A 22084-nucleotide genomic window follows, 5' to 3' on the forward strand; every position below is an offset into this window, starting at 1 on the left:
AAAGCCCCAGATACATGGGGCAAATAAACGACTAGTTAAACTGTTTACTACTTACATTTACACTTAAAACATGAGGATCATTACATTCAAACAATTAGACTAAGTATTAGTCTCCTAATTTATGGTTAGCCATAATTTCAATTGCCTTGATTAAGGCTGAATGGTCATTATCTTGACCGCCATGTGCGGCACATAAATTGAAGAGTTCCTGACAGGTCGCGGTATTCGGTAAGCTCATCGATAATGCCTTCGCACCCTGTAAAGCAAGATTTAAGTCTTTTTGATGTAAAGAGATCCTAAATCCTGGGTCAAATATGCGTTTTACCATGCGCTCGCCATGAACTTCAAGGATACGCGAGGATGCAAATCCGCCCATTAATGCTTCACGAACGCGTGCAGGATTGGCCCCTGCTTTTGACGCAAAAACTAATGCTTCAGAAACAGCTTCAATGGTTAATGCAACGATAATTTGGTTGGCAACCTTACAGGTTTGCCCATCCCCATTTCCGCCCACCAAACTGATATTTTTACCCATTAATTCAAATAGCGGTTTTACCTTAGCAAAAGTCGAGTCTTCACCACCCACCATAATGCTTAATGTGCCTTGCTTAGCGCCAACTTCACCACCGGAAACCGGAGCATCTAAATACTGGCCACCTAATTCATTGACTTTTCTTGCGTATTCTTTGGTTTCAATCGGGGATATGGAGCTCATATCCACAATGATTTTGCCTTTCAACGCTGTAGATGCACAGCCGTTCTCACCAAATAGTACCTCCCCAACGTGAGGGGTATCTGGCACCATAACAAAGATAATATCAGCGTTTTCAGTCACTTCTTTAGCTGATGAAAATGTCTTTGCCCCTTCATCTGTAAGATAAGCCGGAATTTGCCTACGAGTATTTACAGCTAGCTCATGACCACCCTTTAATAAGTTAGCAGCCATTGGGCCACCCATAATTCCTAAACCGATAAAGCCTAATTTCATGATACTCTCCTAATTATAAATACGGTTTCATCCAGCCTAAACCCGCTTCTGTTGTCGTCGCAGGCTTATATTCGCAACCGATCCAGCCTGTGAAGCCCATCTGTTCTAGCTGTTTAAATAAATAGGTATAATTAATCTCACCCGTTCCTGGCTCATGACGGCCAGGGTTATCTGCGAGTTGAATGTGGCAAATATGCTTTAATAAACGTTTCATTGTCTCAGTTAGCTCACCTTCCATTCGCTGCATATGGTAAATGTCATATTGGAAGTAAATATTGGCATGACCGACACGCTTAATTACATCTTCGACCTGAGCTGATTTATTCAAATAGAAACCTGGAATATCGTATGTATTCACGGCTTCTACCAGTAAACGTATATTCTCTTTTTCTAACTGCTCAGCCGCATAACGAAGATTTGCTACGAGGGTTTCCATCGTTTTTTCTTCACTAAGAGATGAGTCTTTACGCCCCACTAAGCAGTTAATTTGTTTACAATTCAAGACGTTTGCATATTCAATTGCTTTTTTGACGCCTTCTTGAAACTCTTTTTGTCTTTCAGGCAAACAAGCAATGCCTCTTTCGCCACCATTCCAATCACCCGCTGGAAGGTTAAAAAGAACTTGAGTCAGTTTATTTTCATCTAACTCTTGCTTGATAGACTGTGCTGGAAAATCATAAGGAAACATATATTCTACGGCTTTGAAGCCATTTTTAGCCGCCAATTTAAAGCGCTGCATAAACTCTGCTTCAGTAAATAACATGGATAAGTTAGCTGCAAACTTGGTCATTTTCTCGCATCCTTATTTATATTGATAAAATGCGGTCGCGGTTGGCACATCGGCTTCAGAAGTTGCTATCTCTTCGAATTCAGTCACATTATCCAACTCGGTTCCCATGGAGATATTTGTGACGCGCTCTAGAATGATTTCCACAACAACAGGCACACTGAATTCTTTCATGAGTTTTTCAGCTTGTTTGAATGCTGGCGCAATATCTTCTGGTTTAAAGACACGAATAGCTTTACAACCTAAGCCTTCAACCACTTTGACGTGATCAACACCGTATTCACCAATGGCATCATTATTGATATTTTCAAAGGAAAGCTGGACGCAATAATCCATATCAAAGCCACGTTGTGATTGACGGATCAGACCTAAGTAAGCGTTGTTCACTAATACATGGATATATGGCAATTTGAACTGAGCCCCGACCGCCAATTCTTCAATCATAAATTGGAAGTCATAATCCCCTGATACGGCAACGACCTTACGTTTAGGATCAGCGGCACATACCCCTAATGCAGCAGGTAAAGTCCAACCTAATGGGCCCGCTTGACCGCAGTTGATCCAGTGACGCGGTTTAAAGATATGCAACATTTGAGCGGCTGCAATTTGCGATAAACCAATGGTTGTGACATAGCAAACATCGCGGCCAAATGTTTTGTTCATTTCCTCATAAACACGCTGTGGCTTCACAGGTACATTGTCAAAATGCGTTTTACGTAACAGAGTACGTTTACGCGCTTGGCACTCATCTACCCATTTGCTGTAATCAGGTAAAGCACCCGCTTGTTTACGTGCTTTTGCTCGCTCAACCAAGAGCGCTAACGCCGCTTTAGCATCGGAGACAATCCCTAAATCAGGGCAGAAAATACGGCCAATTTGTGTAGGCTCGATATCAATATGTACTGTTTTACGGTCACCAACATATTTTTCTACAGAACCAGTGTGTCGGTTCGCCCAGCGGTTACCGACGCCTAATAAGAAATCAGATTCTAATAAAGTGGCATTTCCATAACGGTGAGCCGTTTGTAAGCCCACCATACCTGCCATTAATTTGTGGTCATCAGGGATAGTTCCCCAACCCATTAAAGTTGGAATGACTGGCACGTTACAGATTTCAGCTAACTCTTGCAGCTTATCTGCCGCGTCCGCGTTAATAACGCCGCCACCGGAGATAATCAGTGGCTTTTTCGACGCGAATAACATATCCAGTGTTTTATCAACCTGAGCAACTGTTGCCGCTGGCTTGTAAGCAGGTAATGGTTCATAAGTCTCTGGGTCAAACTCAATTTCAGCGACTTGCACATCAAAAGGTAGGTCAATTAATACGGGTCCAGGACGACCAGAACGCATTAAATGAAAAGCTTGCTGCAATACTCGAGGAACCAATGCGGGCTCTAACACCGTTGTAGCCATTTTGGTGACCGGTTTTGCGATAGATTCGATATCGACTGCTTGGAAATCTTCTTTATGCAATTTAGCTCTTGGTGCTTGGCCTGTAATGCACAAAATAGGAATTGAATCAGCAGAGGCGGAATATAATGCTGTGATCATATCCGTTCCCGCAGGACCTGATGTACCAAGACACATTCCAATGTTACCCGGATTTGCTCTCGTGTATCCCTCAGCCATATGAGAAGCACCTTCTACGTGACGAGCAAGATAGTGTTTGATCCCACCATGCTTACGCATCGCACTATAGAATGGGTTTATTGCGGCTCCAGGAACACCGAATGCGGTTGTGATCCCTTCTTTTTCCAGTACATACATTGCAGCATCAACTGCGCGCATCTTAGCCATAACAACTCCTATTTGGAAAATTTTTCCAACTTTATTTTTTGTCTAAAAAAACCGTTTTAAAAACGGATTATCTATGTATTCTGTACTCGTTGGTTGGTCAGCTCATTGATCACCTGCTAACCACCTGTTAAATAGCCTCTTTTTAGCGGATGATTAACACCCGCTGATCTCTGGTCTTTATGATTGGCGCTCACCTAATGCCGCGCTGATATCCGCAGCAACGTCACGAACCAGTTCCCCTAGCTCAGTAAAACGTTCTTCAGTTACCCTTGCACTAGGGCCCGAAATAGATATTGCTGCTATCACTGAATTATTACGATCAAATATAGGTGCCGCTAAACAATTAAGACCCAGAGCATGTTCTTCATTATCAATGACATAACCCAGTTCTTGATAATGCCCTAACGCCTTTCTCAACACATTAATGCTGGTGATAGTTTTAGGGGTGAATTCTTGTAAACCAGAGCGTGTGACAAGCTCTAACATTTCCTCTTCATCAAGTGGGAACAATAATGCCTTCCCAGCCCCTGATGCATGTAATGGTAAACGACTCCCCAACGGTGCACACATTCTCACTAACGCATGACATTCGCATTGGCGAATTAAAACAGCATCTAAATTATTACGAATAGCCAAGTTTGCCGTTTCCCCTGATAGCAACATTAGCCTGCGCATAAATGGCCCAGCAACTGATACGACGTCCCTATCATTCATATATGTGGCCCCAACTGTGAATGATTGCAGACCGATATGCCACCAGCCAAGCTGTGAGTCTTGAAAAATAAACTCTGATTGCTCAAGGACTTTCAGCAAGCGAAATGTCGTTGATAAAGGCAAACCTAACTGCTCAGATAAAACAGAGACTGATGAGCTACCACCTGAGTTAGCCAGAAATTGAAGAATATCTAACCCGCGCTCAAGTGCTTGCGCACCTTTTGGCGAACTTTTATCTGTCTGTGGTCTTCCTTTTGTGCGTGGTTCAGTCATTTATTTTTACCTTTTATGTTTGCTATCGGCAGAAAGGAATTATATTACCTAGCCCTTATTGCCCAATAGAGTAGTTAAGGAAAAACTATTTGACAAGGCTCAGGGAGATCCTTAACGACACAATTGTCAGCACCGCCTCTATCTACCGTTAAAAAATCCGTTTGTGATTGAAATGCATAAATCGGATGATGCCAAACATCACGGTGATAGTTTACACCCTGCTTACCATTGGTGATAAATGCTCGTAAGGTATCAACTGGGATATCATCCCCTGGCTCAGCAACCACCACAATGAAACGCTCACCATTCATTGGGATAAAAGCTTGGCTGGAAAGCGGATGCTTTTCTAAAAGCTTAACATTCATTGGCATATCAATAGGTTCTGAACGGCTAATACTCATCAGAACGGGACTTGCATCTGTAATCTCTGCCTTACCTAAAGCATGATAACGTTCTGTCGTACCATCATTGATATGAAAAAATTCAGATCCTTCAACTTGGATGACGTCTCCATAGGGGGCAAACGCTTCCGGTGTCAGATCAGATAGAACAAGTTCCATTATTTTCTCCTAACACACTAAAAATTTTAAGCCACTATTTTGTACAACCACCTACATGACAAAATCAGTTTATCAGGTTGTATTACATTTAACATCATTTTTTGGAAAATTTTTCCATAAAAAATCACAGGTCACAGTTTTTCATTTTATTTTATATATAATTCCTTAATATTCAGTAAGATAATAATTACTAACAATTCTCCAGAATTTATACTTATCACTTTCAATTATGATGAAGCCTACTTAATGGATGACGTGAAACAAAATGCAGATCTAAAAAATATTATAAATTGGTTTTTCCTTTGACTTTAGGGAGATACAAACATGTTAGATCAAGAAACGATGACAACCTTTATCACTGTTGCGCAGTGTCAGAGCTTTTCTCAAGCCGCAAAACAACTCTACAAAAGTACTGCAACTATCAGTTACCGGATCAAAATCTTAGAAGAATATGTTGGAGTCCAGCTTTTCACTCGAACGACACGAACCGTTAACCTAACATCTGCGGGGGAATATCTCCTTGAACATTGCCGCGAATGGTATAACTGGTTAAGTAATATGCCAAATCAGTTACGGCTGATTAATGAAGGTGTCGAGCAAGAAATTACGATTGCAATTAATAACTTACTCTATGAGCCAAATGCCGTCGCTGACCTACTCCAACACCTAACCGAGCGCTTTCCTTTCACCCGCCTTAATATCACTCGGCAAGTGTATATGGGGGTATGGGATGCCCTACTCAGTAACAAATGTGATATTGCAATCGGTGTCCCAGGTTCTGAATCATTGGACAGCGACATGAATACCTTGTTTTTAGGCAAAATCAATTGGGTCTTTGCAGTTGCCAATCAACACCCACTTGCCTCTATTGATGGTATTCTTAGCGATGAACAACTGCGTTGTTACCCGACTATCAATGTGGAAGATACCTCGCAAGTTTTATCCAAACGCACTGCATGGCTATTATCAGGCCAACGAGAAATCAAAGTGCCTGATATGAAAACCAAAGTACTCTGTCACCTAAAAGGAACGGGGATCGGCTTTTTACCTGCCTCTATTTGCAAACCCTATATTCAAAACCAACAACTGATTGAAAAATCAATAAAAAGGCCTAGAAGACCGTCCCCCTTATCCTTAGCTTGGAATAGCAATCAGCAAGGGGAAGTATTAAAAACGGTCGTGAAACTGTTCAAACTGCGCGATCCCATCATCCAAAGCTTGCTGAGCCCAATTGACCCAGCAACAAAATAACGTTGAATGAATTACAAAATATCCAGATATTGCTTATGTGTTGGCGGTGGAAAGCTTTCATCCAATAAAGCAATATCGTCGTTGTCTAATACTAACTGGCAAGCGTGCGCATTTTGCAACATATGCGCCCTGCTACCTGACTCAGGAATAGCAACGATCCCATCGCCACGGATCACCCACGCTAATGCAACCGTTGCTGGCACGACCTGATATTTTTGCGCAATCATCTTCAACGTTGGATGTCTAAGTAATTGATTGCCGCTGCCGAGTGGTGAATAAGCCATTAATGGCATTTTTTTATGCCGACACCAGTTAAGTAATGAATAATCAATACCGCGGCTACCAAGGTTATATAGCACCTGATTTGTCGCACAATAACGTCCACCCGCGAGGTGATCGTACATATCTTGCAGTTCATTGATATCAAAGTTAGATATTCCCCAATAACGAATTTTCCCAGCAGATTGCAGTTTTTCGAAACCATTAATAGTCTCTTCGAGAGGAATATCGCCAGCCCAATGCAGCAAGTAAAGATCAAGCCTATCCGTTTTTAACCGGCGTAAAGATGCCTCACAAGCATTAACTAATGCTTTACCTCCGGCATTGAAGGGATAAACTTTTGATACTAAAAACGTTTCATCGCGTCGTCCTGAAATTGCTTTACCAATTAACTGTTCAGAAGCCCCATTGCCATACATTTCAGCGCTATCAATTAATTTTAAGCCTACATCAAGGCCTGCTTGTATCGCTTCAATTTCTTCTTTTGCACTTTTCCGCTGCTGCCCCAAATTCCAACTACCCATGCCAATTGCGGGTAAAACATCATGACCAAATGAAACGTTTTTCATTAATACTTCCTTGATTATCAAAGCAATTAATCACTATGGTATAATTCTAGTGCCTGCCTCTCCTTTCAAGATAGCATCTATTTGCTTTAACGCACCAATATAAGCAGGTTTACCAGAACGCTGTACAAAACGGCTGACCGCCATCAATTTCGGTCCCATAGAACCATCATCAATTGCCATAGGGGCAACCTCTGCTACCGTTGCGCATCTAATCACGCTTTGCTCAGGAGTTCCCCAATTCCGATAGACGGCATCCGCATCGGTTAGAATAATTAGGTGGTCAGACTCAAGCACTTCTGCTAATAGTGCGGAGGATAAATCTTTATCGATAACCACCTCACTCCCACAAAATCCATTATCCTGCTGAATAACAGGAACACCACCGCCACCATTACAGATGACAATATGCTTTTGATCTAATAAGCATTTGATGGCATCAATTTCCAGAATGGCTTTAGGTTGAGGAGATGGAACAACCCGACGATAATATTTGCCATCGGGTTTAATCGCCCAACCTAGCTCAGCTTCTAAGCTTTCTTTTTCCTGCTTGTCATACACAGGGCCAATGTATTTAGTGGGGTTTTGATAAGCAGGGTCATTGCTATCAACTTCAACACGAGTGAGCAGCGTTGCTACTGGCTGTTTAGGGTGCTTGCGTCCCAGTTCTTGCATCAGCATATATCCAATCATTCCCTGACTTTCGGCCACTAAAATATCCAAAGGATAAGCAGGAACATCGGTATAAGCTAAATTTTGCAAGGCCAATAGCCCGACTTGAGGCCCATTGCCATGTACAATCACCACACGATATTTTTGTGCAAGTTGCCCCAAAGTACCCGCAATCGATGCGATAGCTTGGTATTGATTTTCAGCGGAAAGCACTTCTCCACGCTGCAGTAATGCATTGCCACCTAAGGCGATAACAATAGTTTCCATGTTTGTCCTTGTTTATTCGCGAACGTTAACCCATTTCATCCATACCCGCTAACCACACGCCTATTAACGTATCCGCACCAGAAAAATGGCCGACCTGAAGCAGCAAGCGAACCGCCTGTGATAATTTCATCGGCTGCACTAACGCAGTTGCTAATGTTTGTAGTGGAGTAGAAAAGATGCCCTGGGAAGCAAAACGTAAATAGTTCACACTGACCAGAGTCGTTAATGACCCTAAAGAAGGAGTATCTTGAAAAAAGTTTGGTAAGCTGTCGCTGTCAATCTCTGGATTAAGAAAGGTGACCAATAGCATACCTATTAAGATATCATCAAAGCTTGGTGTTAACCCCGGCCCTCTTCCAATTATCGACTGCCAATCAATACGTTCACCTTGAAGGTATCGTTGATAGTTTGCTTTTAATTCTTTTAGCTCTCGACATAATGGGCCGGTTGTCGCTTCACTCAAACTGCCGTGTAAACCACTTTTCGCTTTCGATTGCCTTAAGATATCCCATAGCGCTGTAAACGTTCCATCAGGGAGTTTTTGTGGCACCAACTTGAGCGATAAGTGTTCTTTTGGCGCAATGAGTTGCCAGTTAGGGCTGACCAATCGATCGTTTTTATACTCAACAAACTCATTCTCATCATTAAAAATAGCTTGAAAATCAGTATCAGAGACCATCCAGCCCATTGGGCTTAATCCTCGACCATAGCGATGTAATGTCAATAATTCACCTGAAGGAGTGACAAAATTAAGTGCATGATTAAAGCGTCCAACGCAATTCAATATTCCTGTTTCTTTAGGTAAGTGAGCGCTAACGGACAGTGCTTGCATGATCATTTTTAAACTCCTTCAGAGTGAAAATTATCGATTTATTCGCTGATACCCATTTTTTCAGCTAGCGCAACAATCGCTTTTTCAAAGCAAGCCAGTGGTGCTCTTACCGTACCCGCACCAATCTGACCAATCCCTGCTTCTTTATGTGCGATCCCTGTATTGATGAGCGGTGTTATACCCGTTTCAACGACTCTACGCGCATCCAGCCCAATACACGCGCCTTGGAAATCCCAAGTCGGAATTTGCAGCATCATGTTGTGTTCTAAGTAAATTTCAGTCATTTCCTCAGACACATCTAATGCGGCGCTCATACCACCACTTGCACCAACAAAACGTGTAACACCCGGTGCTGCTACCATCGCTGCACCGCCGATACCGAACGCCTCAGTGATTGCGCTGTCACCAATATCTGGGTTGGCCTCAGCTTGGCTGTAACCTGAGAAAAAGAGACCTTCCGGTGTGTTAACTGGCGCAGTAAACCACTGATCACCCATACCGCTGATTTTCACACCAAAGTTTTTACCATTACGCGTTAATACGGTCACAATGGTGCCATGCTGAATTTCAGCGCCAGCATCCATCGCCGATTTGCAGTAAGCCATTGCAAGATTGAGGAAAAATTGGTCTGTGATACTTAAAAATTGCATCACTTGCTGAAGTTCAGTTTTATCGATATCCAGCGCACTCATGATTGGTGCCAGTTGTCTTAATAACAATGCTGAAGTGGCAATGTTGCGTTGGTGGAATTCATCACCCATGGTAATGCCTTGTGCCATCACCGCCGTTAAATCAATGCCATTTTCTAACGTTTGTAAGGTTTTTTTCAGAACAGGACCTAATGAATCACGCATCCAGCGATGACGTACTTGCACATCTTCACCATATGCCCCAAAACGCATGACTTTACCGATTCCTTCATTCATGTTGCAGTATGCAACGTTGCCATGGGTCATATTCTTGACAACTAACATAGGCATGTTGGCGGAAGTAATTCCCCCCATTGGCCCCACTGCTTTTACACTGTGACAAGGAATAAATTCAATCTCGCCATTATTCAATAGGTTAAGTGCTTGATCTTCATTATCGGCCCATTTCTCGAATAAACACGCACCGATACAAGCACCACGCACTGGACCACTCATTTCTTCCCAAGTTACAGGTGGGCCCGCATGCAGTAATTTTTTGCCTTGTTGCAAAGTTGGGATGAGATCTTTTGCAGGTTCAACACTTTGCCAAAAAGGACGAGCGGCACGAATACGTTCAATTACTGCGGTATTTGCTTCTTCAATCGTTGAGTACATATCCAAACCCTTATTTCAATTTTTTCAGAATATTAGCTAATTTTTTATTCCCACCAGCGACTGGAGCCCACTGGTAGTGAACAACTGGAATATCATTGGCTTGTAAGTCATCCGCAAAGCTGCGTACGCCCGCGTTAATGACCGAAACGCTTTGCAGGATATCTTGTTCTTTTTGGGGGAATACAATCACAGGTGGAGAGATAATATTGCATGCCAGCGTCACCGCTTCAGGCAGTGAATTCATCACCGCAATACCGGCCTCTTCTAGATAAGCGATTTGTTCGGAGCGCACTTGAGGATCTTGCTCAGTCCCCGTCACGGTAGCGATAACCGCAATCGGTGAGCTACTTGGACGACTTTCTCTTAATACTTTGATTTCTTTGGCTAGTGTTTGCGCGGAATCTATTTGAGCACCGTAACCAATAACCACATCCAGCAATAACACCCCAACATCATTTTTCTGAGCAAACGCAGCAATTTGCTGGTTGCGAGTAGAAGGGTCAATCATTGGGTGAGGCTTGCCTTGTGTATAAAAGTCATCACCTAAATCAATAATTCTGTGGCCATCTTGATTAAGCATCATTCCCTGATCGTGAGCTGCGTCTGTTTGCAGTCCTAATTTTTCTGCCAATAACATTGCGCACTCAGCCGCGAGTGTCCCCCCAGCATATAGGCCTGAAATTTTCTTGCCCTTTGCTTGCGGTTGAAATGCTGCTGCTTTTTCAACACGGCCAAGCATGGCCGCAACACGTGCAGTTTCATCCAATGTTTCAGTAAAGTATAAATTTCCATCCTGTTTGATTTCGGGTTTTGTCCCGAGGAATAATGCGACAACTGGTTTTCCTTGAGCCTTAAGCTTATCAATCACTTTGCTACGGATTTCTTTGGCTGGAGGCTTAGAAACAAAGGCGATAACATCACTCTGCGGATCAGATGCGAGTAATTCAATGGCGGTCATGGCACTGACTCCACCAATTTCCGCCGTTAAATCACGACCACCTAATCCAATCGCATTGGTGATACCTTGTCCCGCAAGCGTAATTTGAGATATCAGCTCTTGAATACCAGTTCCCGATGCCCCAATAATGCCGATGTTTCCTTGTGGTGCTACGTTAGAAAACGCTAATGGTGCCCCGGCTAAGTAAGCCGTACCGCAGTCTGGTCCCATCACTATCAGACCACGTTCGCTTGCTTTCAGTTTTAATCTACGCTCATCCGCTTGCGACACATTATCGGAGAACATCATGACGTTACAGCCATCATCTAATGCTTGGTCAGCCAGCTCTGCGGCAAACTCTCCTGCAATAGAAACTAATACAACATTGGCATTTGGAAGCTTATTCTTGGCCATTCGCCAACTACGAACACGCTGGAGTTTTTTCCCCGTTTGCTGCTGTCCTTGAGCCAATGCTTTGAGTGATTCATCCAGCGCTTGTGCAATTTCATCAACAATAGCGGTATCTGCAGATTCGGTTTTAATCGCAACACAGATATCATTCGGTGTTGCGTCATCAAAGGATGAATGCCAAAATCCGGTCGCATCAAGTAACGACTTATTTGCTGGTGTTCCCATCATGACGGAGATTTCTGAAACATTTGGAGATTCACTTAGTTTTCGAGATATCAGCATTAAGCTCACTGAATCTTGGAAGCTCCCTTTTTTTATGAAAGCATGGATCATAGTGACATCCTTTAAACAACTTTTATTAATTGAAGTTTTATTTACTCAATATATGAGATGAAAAAGTAAATAGGCATTTATTGAAAAATAAAATTACAAATAAACCTTACAAATAAGTTGAGAATGCTCACACTTTATATATTGTTAGAAATTCCTTTAAAATACACTGGACATTAAAAGAAAAAACACCAAATTTAAAACTATTAGATTCGTTCTAATAATTAAGGGGCTATTTGCATAATTTTTTATAAAATCAAATAAAAATAATCTAGATCACATTTATAGATAATTTAGTTGTTACATTGGTATCAGCAAAGAGTTTTATTAAACTTCGAAAACACTAAAGGGTTATTTATGTATGAAAGTTTCTAAAGAAAAACTCCATCAGCTCATCGCTAATAAAATCCATGCAGCAGGATTATCTAAAGATCATGCTGATATCGTTTCTGATGTTCTTGTCCATGCCGATGCAAAGGGTATTCACTCCCACGGTGCAGTGCGTGTCGAATATTATGCAGAGCGCATTTCGAAAGGTGGCACAAATAACTCACCTAATTTTACTTTTGATAAAACAGGTCCTTGTAGTGCTGTCTTTGACGGTGATAACGGCGCAGGCCACGTTGCTGCAAAACTGAGTATGGACGAAGCCATTAAAATGGCAGAAGAAAATGGGATTGCAGTGGTAGGAGTGCGCCGTATAGGTCACAGCGGCTCATTATCTTATTTTGTTCAACAGGCTTCTAGTGCTGGCATGATAGGTATTTCAGTTTGTCAGTCAGACCCGATGGTGGTTCCTTATGGTGGTGCTGAAACCTACTATGGTACTAACCCTATCGCATTCTCAGCGCCGGGTGAAACAGATAATATCACTTTTGATATGGCGACTACCGTACAAGCCTGGGGCAAAGTGTTAGATGCTCGTTCAAAAAATGCAAAAATTCCAGATACTTGGGCTGTAGATAAAGACGGTAACCCAACAACAGATCCATTTGCAGTAACGGCATTAGTCCCAATTGCAGGGCCTAAAGGTTATGGCTTGATGATGATGGTCGATATTCTCTCCGGTGTATTACTTGGACTGCCTTTTGGTAAACACGTCAGTTCCATGTACCACGATTTAACGCAAGGAAGAGAGCTGGGCCAATTACATATTGTTATCAACCCTGCTTATTTTACTGACCCTGTGATGTTCCGCAAACACATCACTCAAGTCATGAATGAACTCAATGCCGTTAAGCCTGCTCCAGGCTTCGATAAGGTTCAATTCCCAGGACAAAATAGCTTAGCAAGAGAAAAACAAAGTGAAGTAAATGGTATCGATATTGTCGATGAAATTTATGATTATTTGGTTTCTGATGATATTTACCAAAAATCCTATGACAATAAATCACCATTTGCCAGCTAAATAAATACGGAAATACGATGATTAATCGGATCTCCTGCCAATATTTATTGCATCGTTCTACCCCTAATCACTCGATAAATAAGAGATTAGGGGTTCCTTGCCAAATATAACAAAGATACAGTAGAACCATTAATTATTTTCTTTTGCCTATGAAAACAAATATCGCGCTTTAGTGACAACACAAACTGTTTTGTTGCTACAGCACACAGTATAAAAATCACTAGGTGGTATGAATATGAAGGACTTTACAAAAGAAGTTAAAGAAACTTCAAATTGGCTGTCTCAACACGGCGCGGTAGAAAATAATGGCATGACGCGCCTGCTTTATACTCAAGAATGGGTTAGTGCACAAAGAGCGTTAAAAAATGCATTCGAAAGTTCAGGTCTATATGCCTATTACGATGATATTGGCAATCTGTTTGGTCAACTCAAGGGCCGTAAATATCCAGATCAAGTGATTTTATCAGGATCACATATCGATACCGTTATTAATGGTGGAAATCTAGACGGGCAATTCGGAATTGAAGCCGCCTTTATAGCTTTAGATTATCTGCAAAAAACATATGGCCAGCCACTCAGAACATTAGAGGTTGTTTCCTTAGCGGAAGAAGAAGGTAGCCGCTTCCCTTACGTGTACTGGGGTAGCAAAAATATTGTCGGTATCGCCAAAAAGGAAGACGTTAAACATATTTCAGATGCTGAAGGGGTCAATTTTGTCGACGCAATGTCGCAAGCTGGTTTTAAATTTCGCCCCGCCAACCAAAAACCTCGCAGTGATATTAAAACCTTTGTTGAATTACATATTGAACAAGGTAACGTTCTTGAACGTGAACATATTACAATTGGCGTTGTGAATAGCATTGTTGGTCAACGTCGTTACAATATAACCTTAAAAGGTGAAGCCAATCACGCAGGCACAACGCCAATGGGGTATCGTAAAGATACTATCTGTGCCTTCAGCCGTATTTGCTATGAATCCACTGAAAAAGCCAAACAGTATGGTGACCCATTAGTACTCACGTTTGGTCGAGTAGTTCCCCACCCAAATACGGTGAATGTGGTCCCAGGCCAAACTGATTTTACGATTGATTGTCGCCATACCGATAAAGCAACGCTAGTTGAATTCACCGCTATGATAGAGAACGATATTCAACGAATTTGCGCTGAAATGGGTATTGAGGTAAAAATCGACCTCTGGATGGACGAAGCACCAATTCCAATGGATGAGCAGCTAGTTACTTTCGTAAAAAAAATTTGTGATGAAAATCAATATAGCTATAAAGTCATGCACAGTGGTGCTGGCCATGACTCACAAATATTTGCCCCTATTGTTCCAACCGTCATGATGTTCGTTCCCAGCATTAAAGGGATCAGCCATAATCCTGCGGAAGCCACTACATTAAGCGATCTCGCTGAAGGAGTGAAATTACTGACGGAAGTTTTATATAAATTGGCCTATCTGGAATAGATGTTCTGCAACATATAGCCAAAACAACAAATAATGAAATTACTTAGGAGAGGTTAAAATGGGTTATTTAGATAATCAAATTGGCTACCCAAATGATATTTTGGCGTCACGTGCAATTATCAAAAAAGATAATTATGCCATCATTCCACCTAACGGGGTTGTTTGTAACATCATTCCCGGTTTTACTGACTGTAATATGACAATTTTATCCACCCCAAAATTAGGAGCTAGCTTTGTTGACTACGTCGGAACCTTATTCAATGAAGGTGGTAACTTAGCGGGTTTTGGTGGCGGTAAAATTGAATGTATTATTTATGTCATTGAAGGCGAACTAATTGCTTATTCTGATAAAGATGAACATAAATTAACCCAAGGTGGTTACCTGTATTGCCCAGCGGGTGTCACCATGCGCTTTAAAAATAATAACAAGGGTAACCCTTCACAAATATTTTTATACAAACGCGTTTATGAACCAACAGAGGGCCATAAAGCACACGTGGTTTGTGGTAACGTCAATGAGCTTCCTAAAATTGATTATGAAGGAATGCACAACGTTCATTTACAAGACTTATTACCTAAAGACCTTGGTTTTGATATGAATATCCATATTCTAACCTTCCAACCAGGTGCTAGCCACGGTTATATCGAAACCCATTATCAAGAACATGGTGCGTTAATATTATCGGGTAAAGGTATGTATAACCTCAATAATGATTGGGTTCCTGTCAAGAAAGGCGATTATATTTTTATGGCATCATATGCACTGCAAGCAGGTTATGCTGTTGGCGACGAAGAATTTAGCTATATTTATTCTAAAGATTGTAACCGTGATATTGAACTATAATTTCAAATAACTATTTTGCAATTCATTATCTATATTCTAAATTATTTGAATTGTAAGAAAACAGAATAGTCTCACTCGCAATCAAAGGCATTAATAAATAATGCCTTTGATTTCTTTAAAATTAAAATCAACTTTACCATTATATAAAGGAATAGATATGAAATTAATTAAATGCGCTTTAATTTCTTTGCCTTTGTTACTTTCTGCACACTATGTAACTGCCAGTCAAGTTTATAATATTGATGAAGTAAATAAAATGAGTGTTAATGATTACGAAAAAACATTCTCGAATATTTTTGAAGATACAACGTGGCCTATTGTCGAGAGTGCCCCTAAACGCCCTTTTACTGGGTTTGTTAATATGTATATTGATCTTGTTAATGTGGTTGAAAAATCGGGAGCAGAGAAACAATTAGAGCTCATTAAATCTCATCCTCAATTAGCGTGTAAAAATTTGCGCAATAATAACATCGCAGCCTTATCACAAGGGGAACAATCAGGTGCTGGGCTCAATGAATGCACAGAGGAAGAGGCCAAAGAACTAGCTAAATTAAATAAAGAATATAATGAAAAATTTGGTTTCCCTTTTTTATTGGCCGTTAAAAAAGCCTCTAAACAACAAATTTTCTCTTCTCTTAAAACCAGAATCAATAATACCAGAGATCTAGAATTTAAAATTGCCCTACAGCAAGAATACAAGATTGTCCTATTTCGTTTATTAGATACCGTTCAATAATCACATTTATGTTATTTCAACTAAGGACAGTTCAAAATGAATATGAATAGCAGCCGTAGAAATTTTATACTCGGAGCATCGGCTTTAGCGACTATAGCGGTTACCCAAAAAACTATCGCATCTACCGACTCAACGGCCAATAATTTAATGAAAAAAATACGTTTATTAGTCATTAATCCAAATACTTCTGAGAAATTTACTCAGCTCATCGTCTCTGAAACACGTAAAGCTGCAGGAGATAATGTCGAGGTTGTTGGGCTAACATCCAGTTTTGGGCCTGACTATATCGGCAGCGAGGTTGCTATCGGTATCGCAATGCATTCACTCATTGATATGATGGCTAAACAACTTAAAAAAGACGCACAATTTGATGCCGCGATTATTGCAGGTTTCGGCTGCGGCGAAGCCTCTATTTTACAAGAGATGGTGCCTTTTCCAGTCATCGGCTTACTCGAAGCATCTCTGTCCACTGCCCTGCTATTTGGACGTAAATTTTCAATTCTCTCGGGAGGCGAAAAATGGAAGCCTATTTTGGAAAAACAAGTTGAAAATTTTGGCCTAGCAAACCGGTTAGCTTCCGTGAGAACTGTTTCAATGACAGGTGCAGAAATCGTTAACAATCCAGATAAAGCTTATGAAATGATAGTGAAACTCAGCGATACCTGTGCACAAAAAGATGGGGCATCCTGTGTCATTTTGGGGGGAGCTGCACTCGCAGGTTTCCCCGCAATCCTTCATGAGCGAGTAAGTGTTCCACTGATTGATAATCTCGCAGTAACCATTTCAACGGCACTCACTCTAGCAAAGTACGTTCCCCAGCCAAATCGTAACCAGCAAACGCCATCACCTAAAATGGGCAGCCAAAATTTATCACCAGAACTTTCTGATTTTCTTTTAAAAAAAACAACAGATTAGTTAAAATTACACCAATGAATTTATCGAAGGTACTATTAATATCTATATGAATACGTCTCAATTAATGAAGATGGATATTAAAACTTATGTTAACCGAAAAATATTATGGCCCGCATTAGGCATGTGGGCCTTTTTTAGTTTAATTTATAATAGACTAATTATAATTTACCTTCAGTAAAACCCATATTTCACACTAATTATCAATAAGTTAAAGTTTCTGGTTAATTTAAATTATGGCCAATAATATTCAATACCGTAAAAACCAAGGATGTTATTCTAGGTTTTAAACAACATTATTCATATCCTGAACAACATCCATTATGTTTTATACAAGAGCCAATAATGAATAAACCTTGAAGGTTATTAGAAAATTAATAGTATTACAGCCACTATGAATATTTCCAATATGAAAAATTATACCTTATTTAAAGCTAACCGAAAAAAATATAGTTTTTTACGTGAATTTAAGTAATCATAGACTCAAGAAATAAACTAATTCATTTTTAGGCACCTTATTAGGCACTTTTGAAAAGTTGAATTGAACATTAGCACTATAAAATCATTTAGTTACGCGATGAATTCAGACTCCGCCAGCGCAGGAACGTACCGCATGACGACATTAAAACTCTCCCATTACCTTTACCAACGTGCTAATACGTGGTGGTTTCGTAAAACCATCCCGACCACAAACACTCGCTATGACATGCGTTTAAGCCTCAAACTAAGCAACTGCATACAGCTCGATCATTAGCCTTAATCCTCAATAGTCAATATAATCACTGGCAAGTCCAATATTCAGGAAGCCCGAAAATGACCAAGGAACACATTGCCTTTTTTCAGCAGCAACTCAAATTATTAGTCAACAGATGGTGGCAGCGTGAAATGGATGATTTTCATGGCAACCTTGATAAGGGAATTGATGAGCTCAATGATTTACAGCACGTCGCAACGGGGCTTATTGAGTTTCATCACAAACGTATTATTAAAAAAGAGTATAGAGATAATGCCAAAAACCAGAGAATAGCTACCACGTTATTAGATGAAATCCAAGAGCAACAATCGGATGTCACCTCTAACTTAACCAAAACAAGACTATCAGCAACTGGCTCTTATGGTTGACCAAGCGTCTTTGCAGCACTATCAACGACTCAATACGTATTTATCAAACCCAACACCTGACTGGCTAACCACCCCCGTAACCTTTGAGGCTGAATCAATCATTGATGATAAGCCACGTTACCCCTTATCTAAACTGATTAGCGACTATCAAGAAGAAAACCAACAAAAAGGACACAGCCAAAAGACCAAAAACAAGTATGCTCAATGCCTCGCCTTAGCAATTATTTTCCATTGCACGTTTTGTGTTGCGCATCGTCCATTGGGACACCTGATGAAAATCCCTATCATCACCTCGCTCAATGGCGTTACGAACTTCATTCATAAGCGTTACCGAACGGACTAGCAATGCTCTTACAATACGCATTTTCGATAAGTCTGACTGAGCCGACTTTATCTTTTCAAGCTGCTTTTCATGTTTAATTTGCCTAGCTGAAATCATGCCTGCGATAATGATTGCCAAAATACTGCCAATCGCTTGAATCCAAGCAGGAATAATTGACTTAACCAGATCTTTTTCCGCAAAGTCAATATAGGTAACAGCCTTAGTAACAAGTAATAAAATAACAGCGAAAGAAAACAGATAAATGATTTTTTTCATAATGATTGTTTGCTAAATCTCCACACTATCCAGTACCCCTAAATTTAATCATACATACAACTTTAGTTAATTTGTCATACTCAACTATCCTGTCAGCAACATCTGAATGAAATGCAAGGAATGAAACTCAACATAAGTGTAGATGAATTCAGATAAATCTCTTTTATGCTAAACAATAAACACTATTTCACATTCAATTTGCTTTTGTTTGTGACAATTCGTTATCTTAACGTAAATTACTTAACATTAAAGTGGGTAACCTCACTCGCGGCTTATTGTACTTTCGGTTACCACGGTGGACACAAAGGAAATAAGATGAGCTTAATGGATACTGCACTACGACCTTTTTTATCCCATAATCGCTACCAGCTTGCTGTACAAGGTTGCCAGACCCACTTAGATGTTGAGCACTTCACGGGACGTGAAGCCATTAGTGAAACTTATCGTTATCAGATTATCTTTACCTCCCCAAACAAAAACCTGCAAGCGCAACAATTTCTACGCCGCAGTGCTGATTTTACCTTTTCATCGCCTACCCTGCCATTGGCTATGCTGAACACATTGAATGAGCCGCAAAAACGTGTTCATGGCGTGATCACCCACTTCAAGCGGCTGTCTGGCTCCGCTGATGAAGCACAATACCAAATTGTGATTGAGCCGTTTGTTGCGTTGCTGCGTCATCAGATGCGCTCCCATCGCTTTTTCCTCAATAAATCCGTGCCCGATGTCATTGACCTTATCTTGCGTGAACACAAAATGCAGGGCTGGGAGTTTGAGTTTCATTTGCAGCGCCAATACCCTAAGCGGGAGCAAATTAACCAAATCAATGAGAGTGATTGGCAGTTTATTGAACGCCTGCTAAGTGAAGTGGGGATTTTCTATTCGTTCAGTTTGCAACCGGATACCAAAACCGAAGTTATTCATTTTGGGGATAGCCAACGAGCCTATGTGTATGACCTCAAGCTACCTCTCAATAGCCCATCAGGGATGAATGACGAGGGTGTAGAAAGTGTCTGGGGGTTATCACTACGTCATCAAGTGGTTGAGCGCAGTGTCACCACCAAAGATTATAATCACCGCCAAGCGATGCAAACCTTGCAATCCATTGAAACGGATATGACTCGAGGTGAGGGAGAGGACATCCACTACGGTGATGTCTATCATTATAAACCTCGTCATCTTGAGCGCGGTGAGAAGTACCAACCAGAAACGGAAACCGCTCACTTTTGGTCACGCCTTGACCATGAGCGTTTTCTGGCTCGTCAAACTCAGCTGCACGGTAAAAGTAATTCACCGATGCTAACGCCATTATTGGTGCTCAAAATTACCGATAACCAACTGCCTTCAACATTACCGTCTGACTTTCAATCTGAAATACTGATTACTCGATTGCGATTTTCAGGTAGCCGCAGCAGTGCCTTAGTCGTGCAATTTGAAGCAACGTCGTACACCGAAGCTCTGTGCTGGCGTCCGACCTTGAAGCCTCGCCCTGTGATTGCAGGGACATTGATGGCACGCGTCACCAGTGCTAAACCTCACGATATCTACGCCCACCAGAATGAGCATGGCTTTTATTGGGTTAAATTCGATGCGGATCGTGATGAAAAACCGACGGGGTATGAAAGTATGCCTGTGCGGCTAGCGAAACCGTACGCGGGCGATACCTACGGGATGCACTTTCCGTTAATCCAAGGGACAGAAGTTGCCATTGCCTTCCATGAGGGTGACCCAGACCGACCGTACATTGCCCATGCCTTGCATGACTCGCATCGTCCCGACCACATCACCGACAAAAATAATACCCGCAATGTCATTCGTACTCCGGCAAATAATAAGCTACGCATGGAAGACAAACGCGGGGAAGAACACATCAAATTCAGCACCGAATACGGGGGGAAATCGCAACTCAATTTAGGGCATCTGGTTAATCAAGGGCGTGAAAAGCGCGGTGATGGCTTTGAGCTGCGAACCGACAGCTGGGGCGCTATTCGAGCAGGAAAAGGGCTGTTTATCAGCACAGATTTACGCACGAAAGCCTCGTCTGAACAACTGGATATGCGCGAAGCCAAGCAACAGCTTGATGATGCGCTGAATTTAGTCAGTTCGCTACGCGAAGCGGCAGAGGTGGCAAAAGCCGAACTAGCAGATTTAAAAGCGCAACAAACGTTACTGACTCAATCTATTGATAAATTGCAGCAAGCGGCGTTATTACTCAGCGCCCCTGCAGGTATTGCTCTCACCTCCCCCAAAACCGTACAGGCTAACAGTGGCGAAAATATCACCCTGACGGCAAATAAGCAGGCCGATATCTCGGTAGGTAAAAAAATCACCTTAGCAGCAGGAAAAGCCATCAGTTTATTTGCGCACACCCTAGGAATTAAAGCTTTTGCAGCAAAAGGTAAAGTGGAAATTCAAGCTCAAAGTGATGAAATGCATCTCACCTCACTCAAAGACATGACCGTCACCAGTACGGGCGGTAAAACTGTCGTCGCCGCTAAAGATGAACTGCTATTGACCTGCGGTGGTGCCTATATTCGTTTAAAAGGCGGGCAGATTGAGTACGGCAGCCCCAGCAACCAAACGGTCAAAGCGACTAACTGGGTGGTTGAAGGCCCTGCCTCGATGGATGTCACTCATCCACAATTTCCACAGTCAATGCCAAAACAAACCTTGCGTTTTCAACTGAGTTCGTCGCCGCAAAGCCCAATGAAGGCGCGCGCGTTTGAGCCGTATGAGCTGTATGCCAATGGTGCGCTACTCCTAAAAGGTATGAGTGATGCGCAAGGTAATGTCCAAATTGACCATGATATTCCCACAGATAGCTATCAACTATACCTACTCAGTGGCGATCGTTATGACATTACAGTGCCACCACCACCTGCTGAAGATGATGACAGTAACGAGCCTACAGTCAATATTGGATTTAGACCAAGCGCACCTAGCCAAGAGCGTGAAAATACACGTATTGGCGATGCATGGAGTCAAAACCTTTCAGAGTTTTTAACCGAATTCAAAAAGGATAAGTAAT

At 41.6% G+C, this 22084-nt stretch carries 20 protein-coding genes; 9 read left to right on the top strand and 11 right to left on the bottom strand.

What is annotated here, in order from left to right; all coding sequences use genetic code 11:
* Positions 1-106 precede the first annotated feature (106 nt).
* The 5 genes from glxR to PR725_RS09395 form a co-directional block, all read right to left on the bottom strand.
* A complete protein-coding gene (gene glxR, locus PR725_RS09375; RefSeq protein ID WP_272568693.1) occupies positions 107-988 on the bottom strand; it encodes a 2-hydroxy-3-oxopropionate reductase in 882 nt (293 codons plus the stop codon).
* Between the two features lie 13 nt (positions 989-1001).
* Positions 1002-1778, bottom strand: a complete 777-nt coding sequence (hyi, locus tag PR725_RS09380) for a hydroxypyruvate isomerase (RefSeq protein WP_004261532.1) — start codon at positions 1776-1778, stop codon at positions 1002-1004.
* A 12-nt stretch (positions 1779-1790) separates the two neighbouring features.
* Entirely contained in the window at positions 1791-3572 is a 1782-nt protein-coding gene (gene gcl / locus PR725_RS09385) for a glyoxylate carboligase (protein ID WP_196719143.1), read from the bottom strand.
* A gap of 177 nt (positions 3573-3749) precedes the next feature.
* A complete protein-coding gene (locus PR725_RS09390) occupies positions 3750-4559 on the bottom strand; it encodes an IclR family transcriptional regulator domain-containing protein (RefSeq protein WP_094962123.1) in 810 nt (269 codons plus the stop codon).
* A gap of 74 nt (positions 4560-4633) precedes the next feature.
* Positions 4634-5119, bottom strand: a complete 486-nt coding sequence (locus PR725_RS09395; RefSeq protein ID WP_004261541.1) for an ureidoglycolate lyase — start codon at positions 5117-5119, stop codon at positions 4634-4636.
* A 324-nt stretch (positions 5120-5443) separates the two neighbouring features.
* Between PR725_RS09395 and allS the strand changes: the two genes are divergently transcribed.
* A complete protein-coding gene (gene allS, locus PR725_RS09400) occupies positions 5444-6370 on the top strand; it encodes an HTH-type transcriptional activator AllS (RefSeq protein WP_196719142.1) in 927 nt (308 codons plus the stop codon).
* Between the two features lie 11 nt (positions 6371-6381).
* Here allS and PR725_RS09405 read toward each other — a convergent pair whose 3' ends face one another.
* From PR725_RS09405 to fdrA, 5 genes are read right to left on the bottom strand one after another with little or no spacing between them, the layout of a single operon-like run.
* On the bottom strand, positions 6382-7218 hold the full coding sequence (locus PR725_RS09405; RefSeq protein WP_004261547.1) for an aldo/keto reductase: 837 nt from the start codon (positions 7216-7218) through the stop codon (positions 6382-6384).
* Positions 7219-7251: 33 nt separating this feature from the next.
* Positions 7252-8154 (bottom strand): carbamate kinase, encoded by a 903-nt coding sequence (locus tag PR725_RS09410; protein ID WP_104872849.1) that lies wholly within the window; start codon positions 8152-8154, stop codon positions 7252-7254.
* A 25-nt stretch (positions 8155-8179) separates the two neighbouring features.
* Complete coding sequence (locus tag PR725_RS09415; RefSeq protein ID WP_104872850.1) at positions 8180-8992, bottom strand: DUF2877 domain-containing protein; 813 nt, start codon at positions 8990-8992, stop codon at positions 8180-8182.
* Positions 8993-9024: 32 nt separating this feature from the next.
* Complete coding sequence (locus PR725_RS09420) at positions 9025-10290, bottom strand: DUF1116 domain-containing protein (protein ID WP_196719141.1); 1266 nt, start codon at positions 10288-10290, stop codon at positions 9025-9027.
* A 10-nt stretch (positions 10291-10300) separates the two neighbouring features.
* Positions 10301-11971, bottom strand: coding sequence for an acyl-CoA synthetase FdrA (gene fdrA / locus PR725_RS09425; protein ID WP_196719140.1), 1671 nt, complete (start codon positions 11969-11971; stop codon positions 10301-10303).
* Positions 11972-12329: 358 nt separating this feature from the next.
* On the opposite strand from fdrA, the gene allD reads away from it, so the two are divergent.
* The 7 genes from allD (at position 12330) to PR725_RS09460 (ending at position 18458) form a co-directional block, all read left to right on the top strand.
* A complete protein-coding gene (gene allD, locus PR725_RS09430; protein ID WP_004261559.1) occupies positions 12330-13376 on the top strand; it encodes an ureidoglycolate dehydrogenase in 1047 nt (348 codons plus the stop codon).
* 235 nt (positions 13377-13611) lie between these two features.
* Complete coding sequence (gene allC / locus PR725_RS09435; protein WP_036958433.1) at positions 13612-14844, top strand: allantoate deiminase; 1233 nt, start codon at positions 13612-13614, stop codon at positions 14842-14844.
* Between the two features lie 58 nt (positions 14845-14902).
* Complete coding sequence (gene allE, locus PR725_RS09440; protein ID WP_196719139.1) at positions 14903-15688, top strand: (S)-ureidoglycine aminohydrolase; 786 nt, start codon at positions 14903-14905, stop codon at positions 15686-15688.
* A gap of 157 nt (positions 15689-15845) precedes the next feature.
* Positions 15846-16424 carry a 2-oxo-4-hydroxy-4-carboxy-5-ureidoimidazoline decarboxylase gene (gene uraD, locus PR725_RS09445; protein WP_231137037.1) on the top strand — a complete coding sequence of 193 codons (579 nt, stop codon included), beginning with the start codon at positions 15846-15848 and terminating at the stop codon, positions 16422-16424.
* A 36-nt stretch (positions 16425-16460) separates the two neighbouring features.
* Complete coding sequence (locus PR725_RS09450; protein WP_094962118.1) at positions 16461-17339, top strand: aspartate/glutamate racemase family protein; 879 nt, start codon at positions 16461-16463, stop codon at positions 17337-17339.
* 610 nt (positions 17340-17949) lie between these two features.
* On the top strand, positions 17950-18090 hold the full coding sequence (locus PR725_RS09455; protein WP_162598881.1) for a hypothetical protein: 141 nt from the start codon (positions 17950-17952) through the stop codon (positions 18088-18090).
* Positions 18091-18149: 59 nt separating this feature from the next.
* Entirely contained in the window at positions 18150-18458 is a 309-nt protein-coding gene (locus tag PR725_RS09460) for a hypothetical protein (protein ID WP_109913297.1), read from the top strand.
* A gap of 214 nt (positions 18459-18672) precedes the next feature.
* Here PR725_RS09460 and PR725_RS09465 read toward each other — a convergent pair whose 3' ends face one another.
* Positions 18673-19056 (bottom strand): hypothetical protein, encoded by a 384-nt coding sequence (locus PR725_RS09465; protein WP_226537935.1) that lies wholly within the window; start codon positions 19054-19056, stop codon positions 18673-18675.
* A 315-nt stretch (positions 19057-19371) separates the two neighbouring features.
* Here PR725_RS09465 and PR725_RS09470 point away from each other — a divergent pair, with 315 nt between their 5' ends.
* On the top strand, positions 19372-22083 hold the full coding sequence (locus PR725_RS09470; RefSeq protein ID WP_272568704.1) for a DUF2345 domain-containing protein: 2712 nt from the start codon (positions 19372-19374) through the stop codon (positions 22081-22083).
* Position 22084: the final 1 nt, after the last annotated feature.

The organism is Providencia sp. PROV255 (assembly GCF_028478065.1).
GTDB lineage: Bacteria > Pseudomonadota > Gammaproteobacteria > Enterobacterales > Enterobacteriaceae > Providencia > Providencia rettgeri.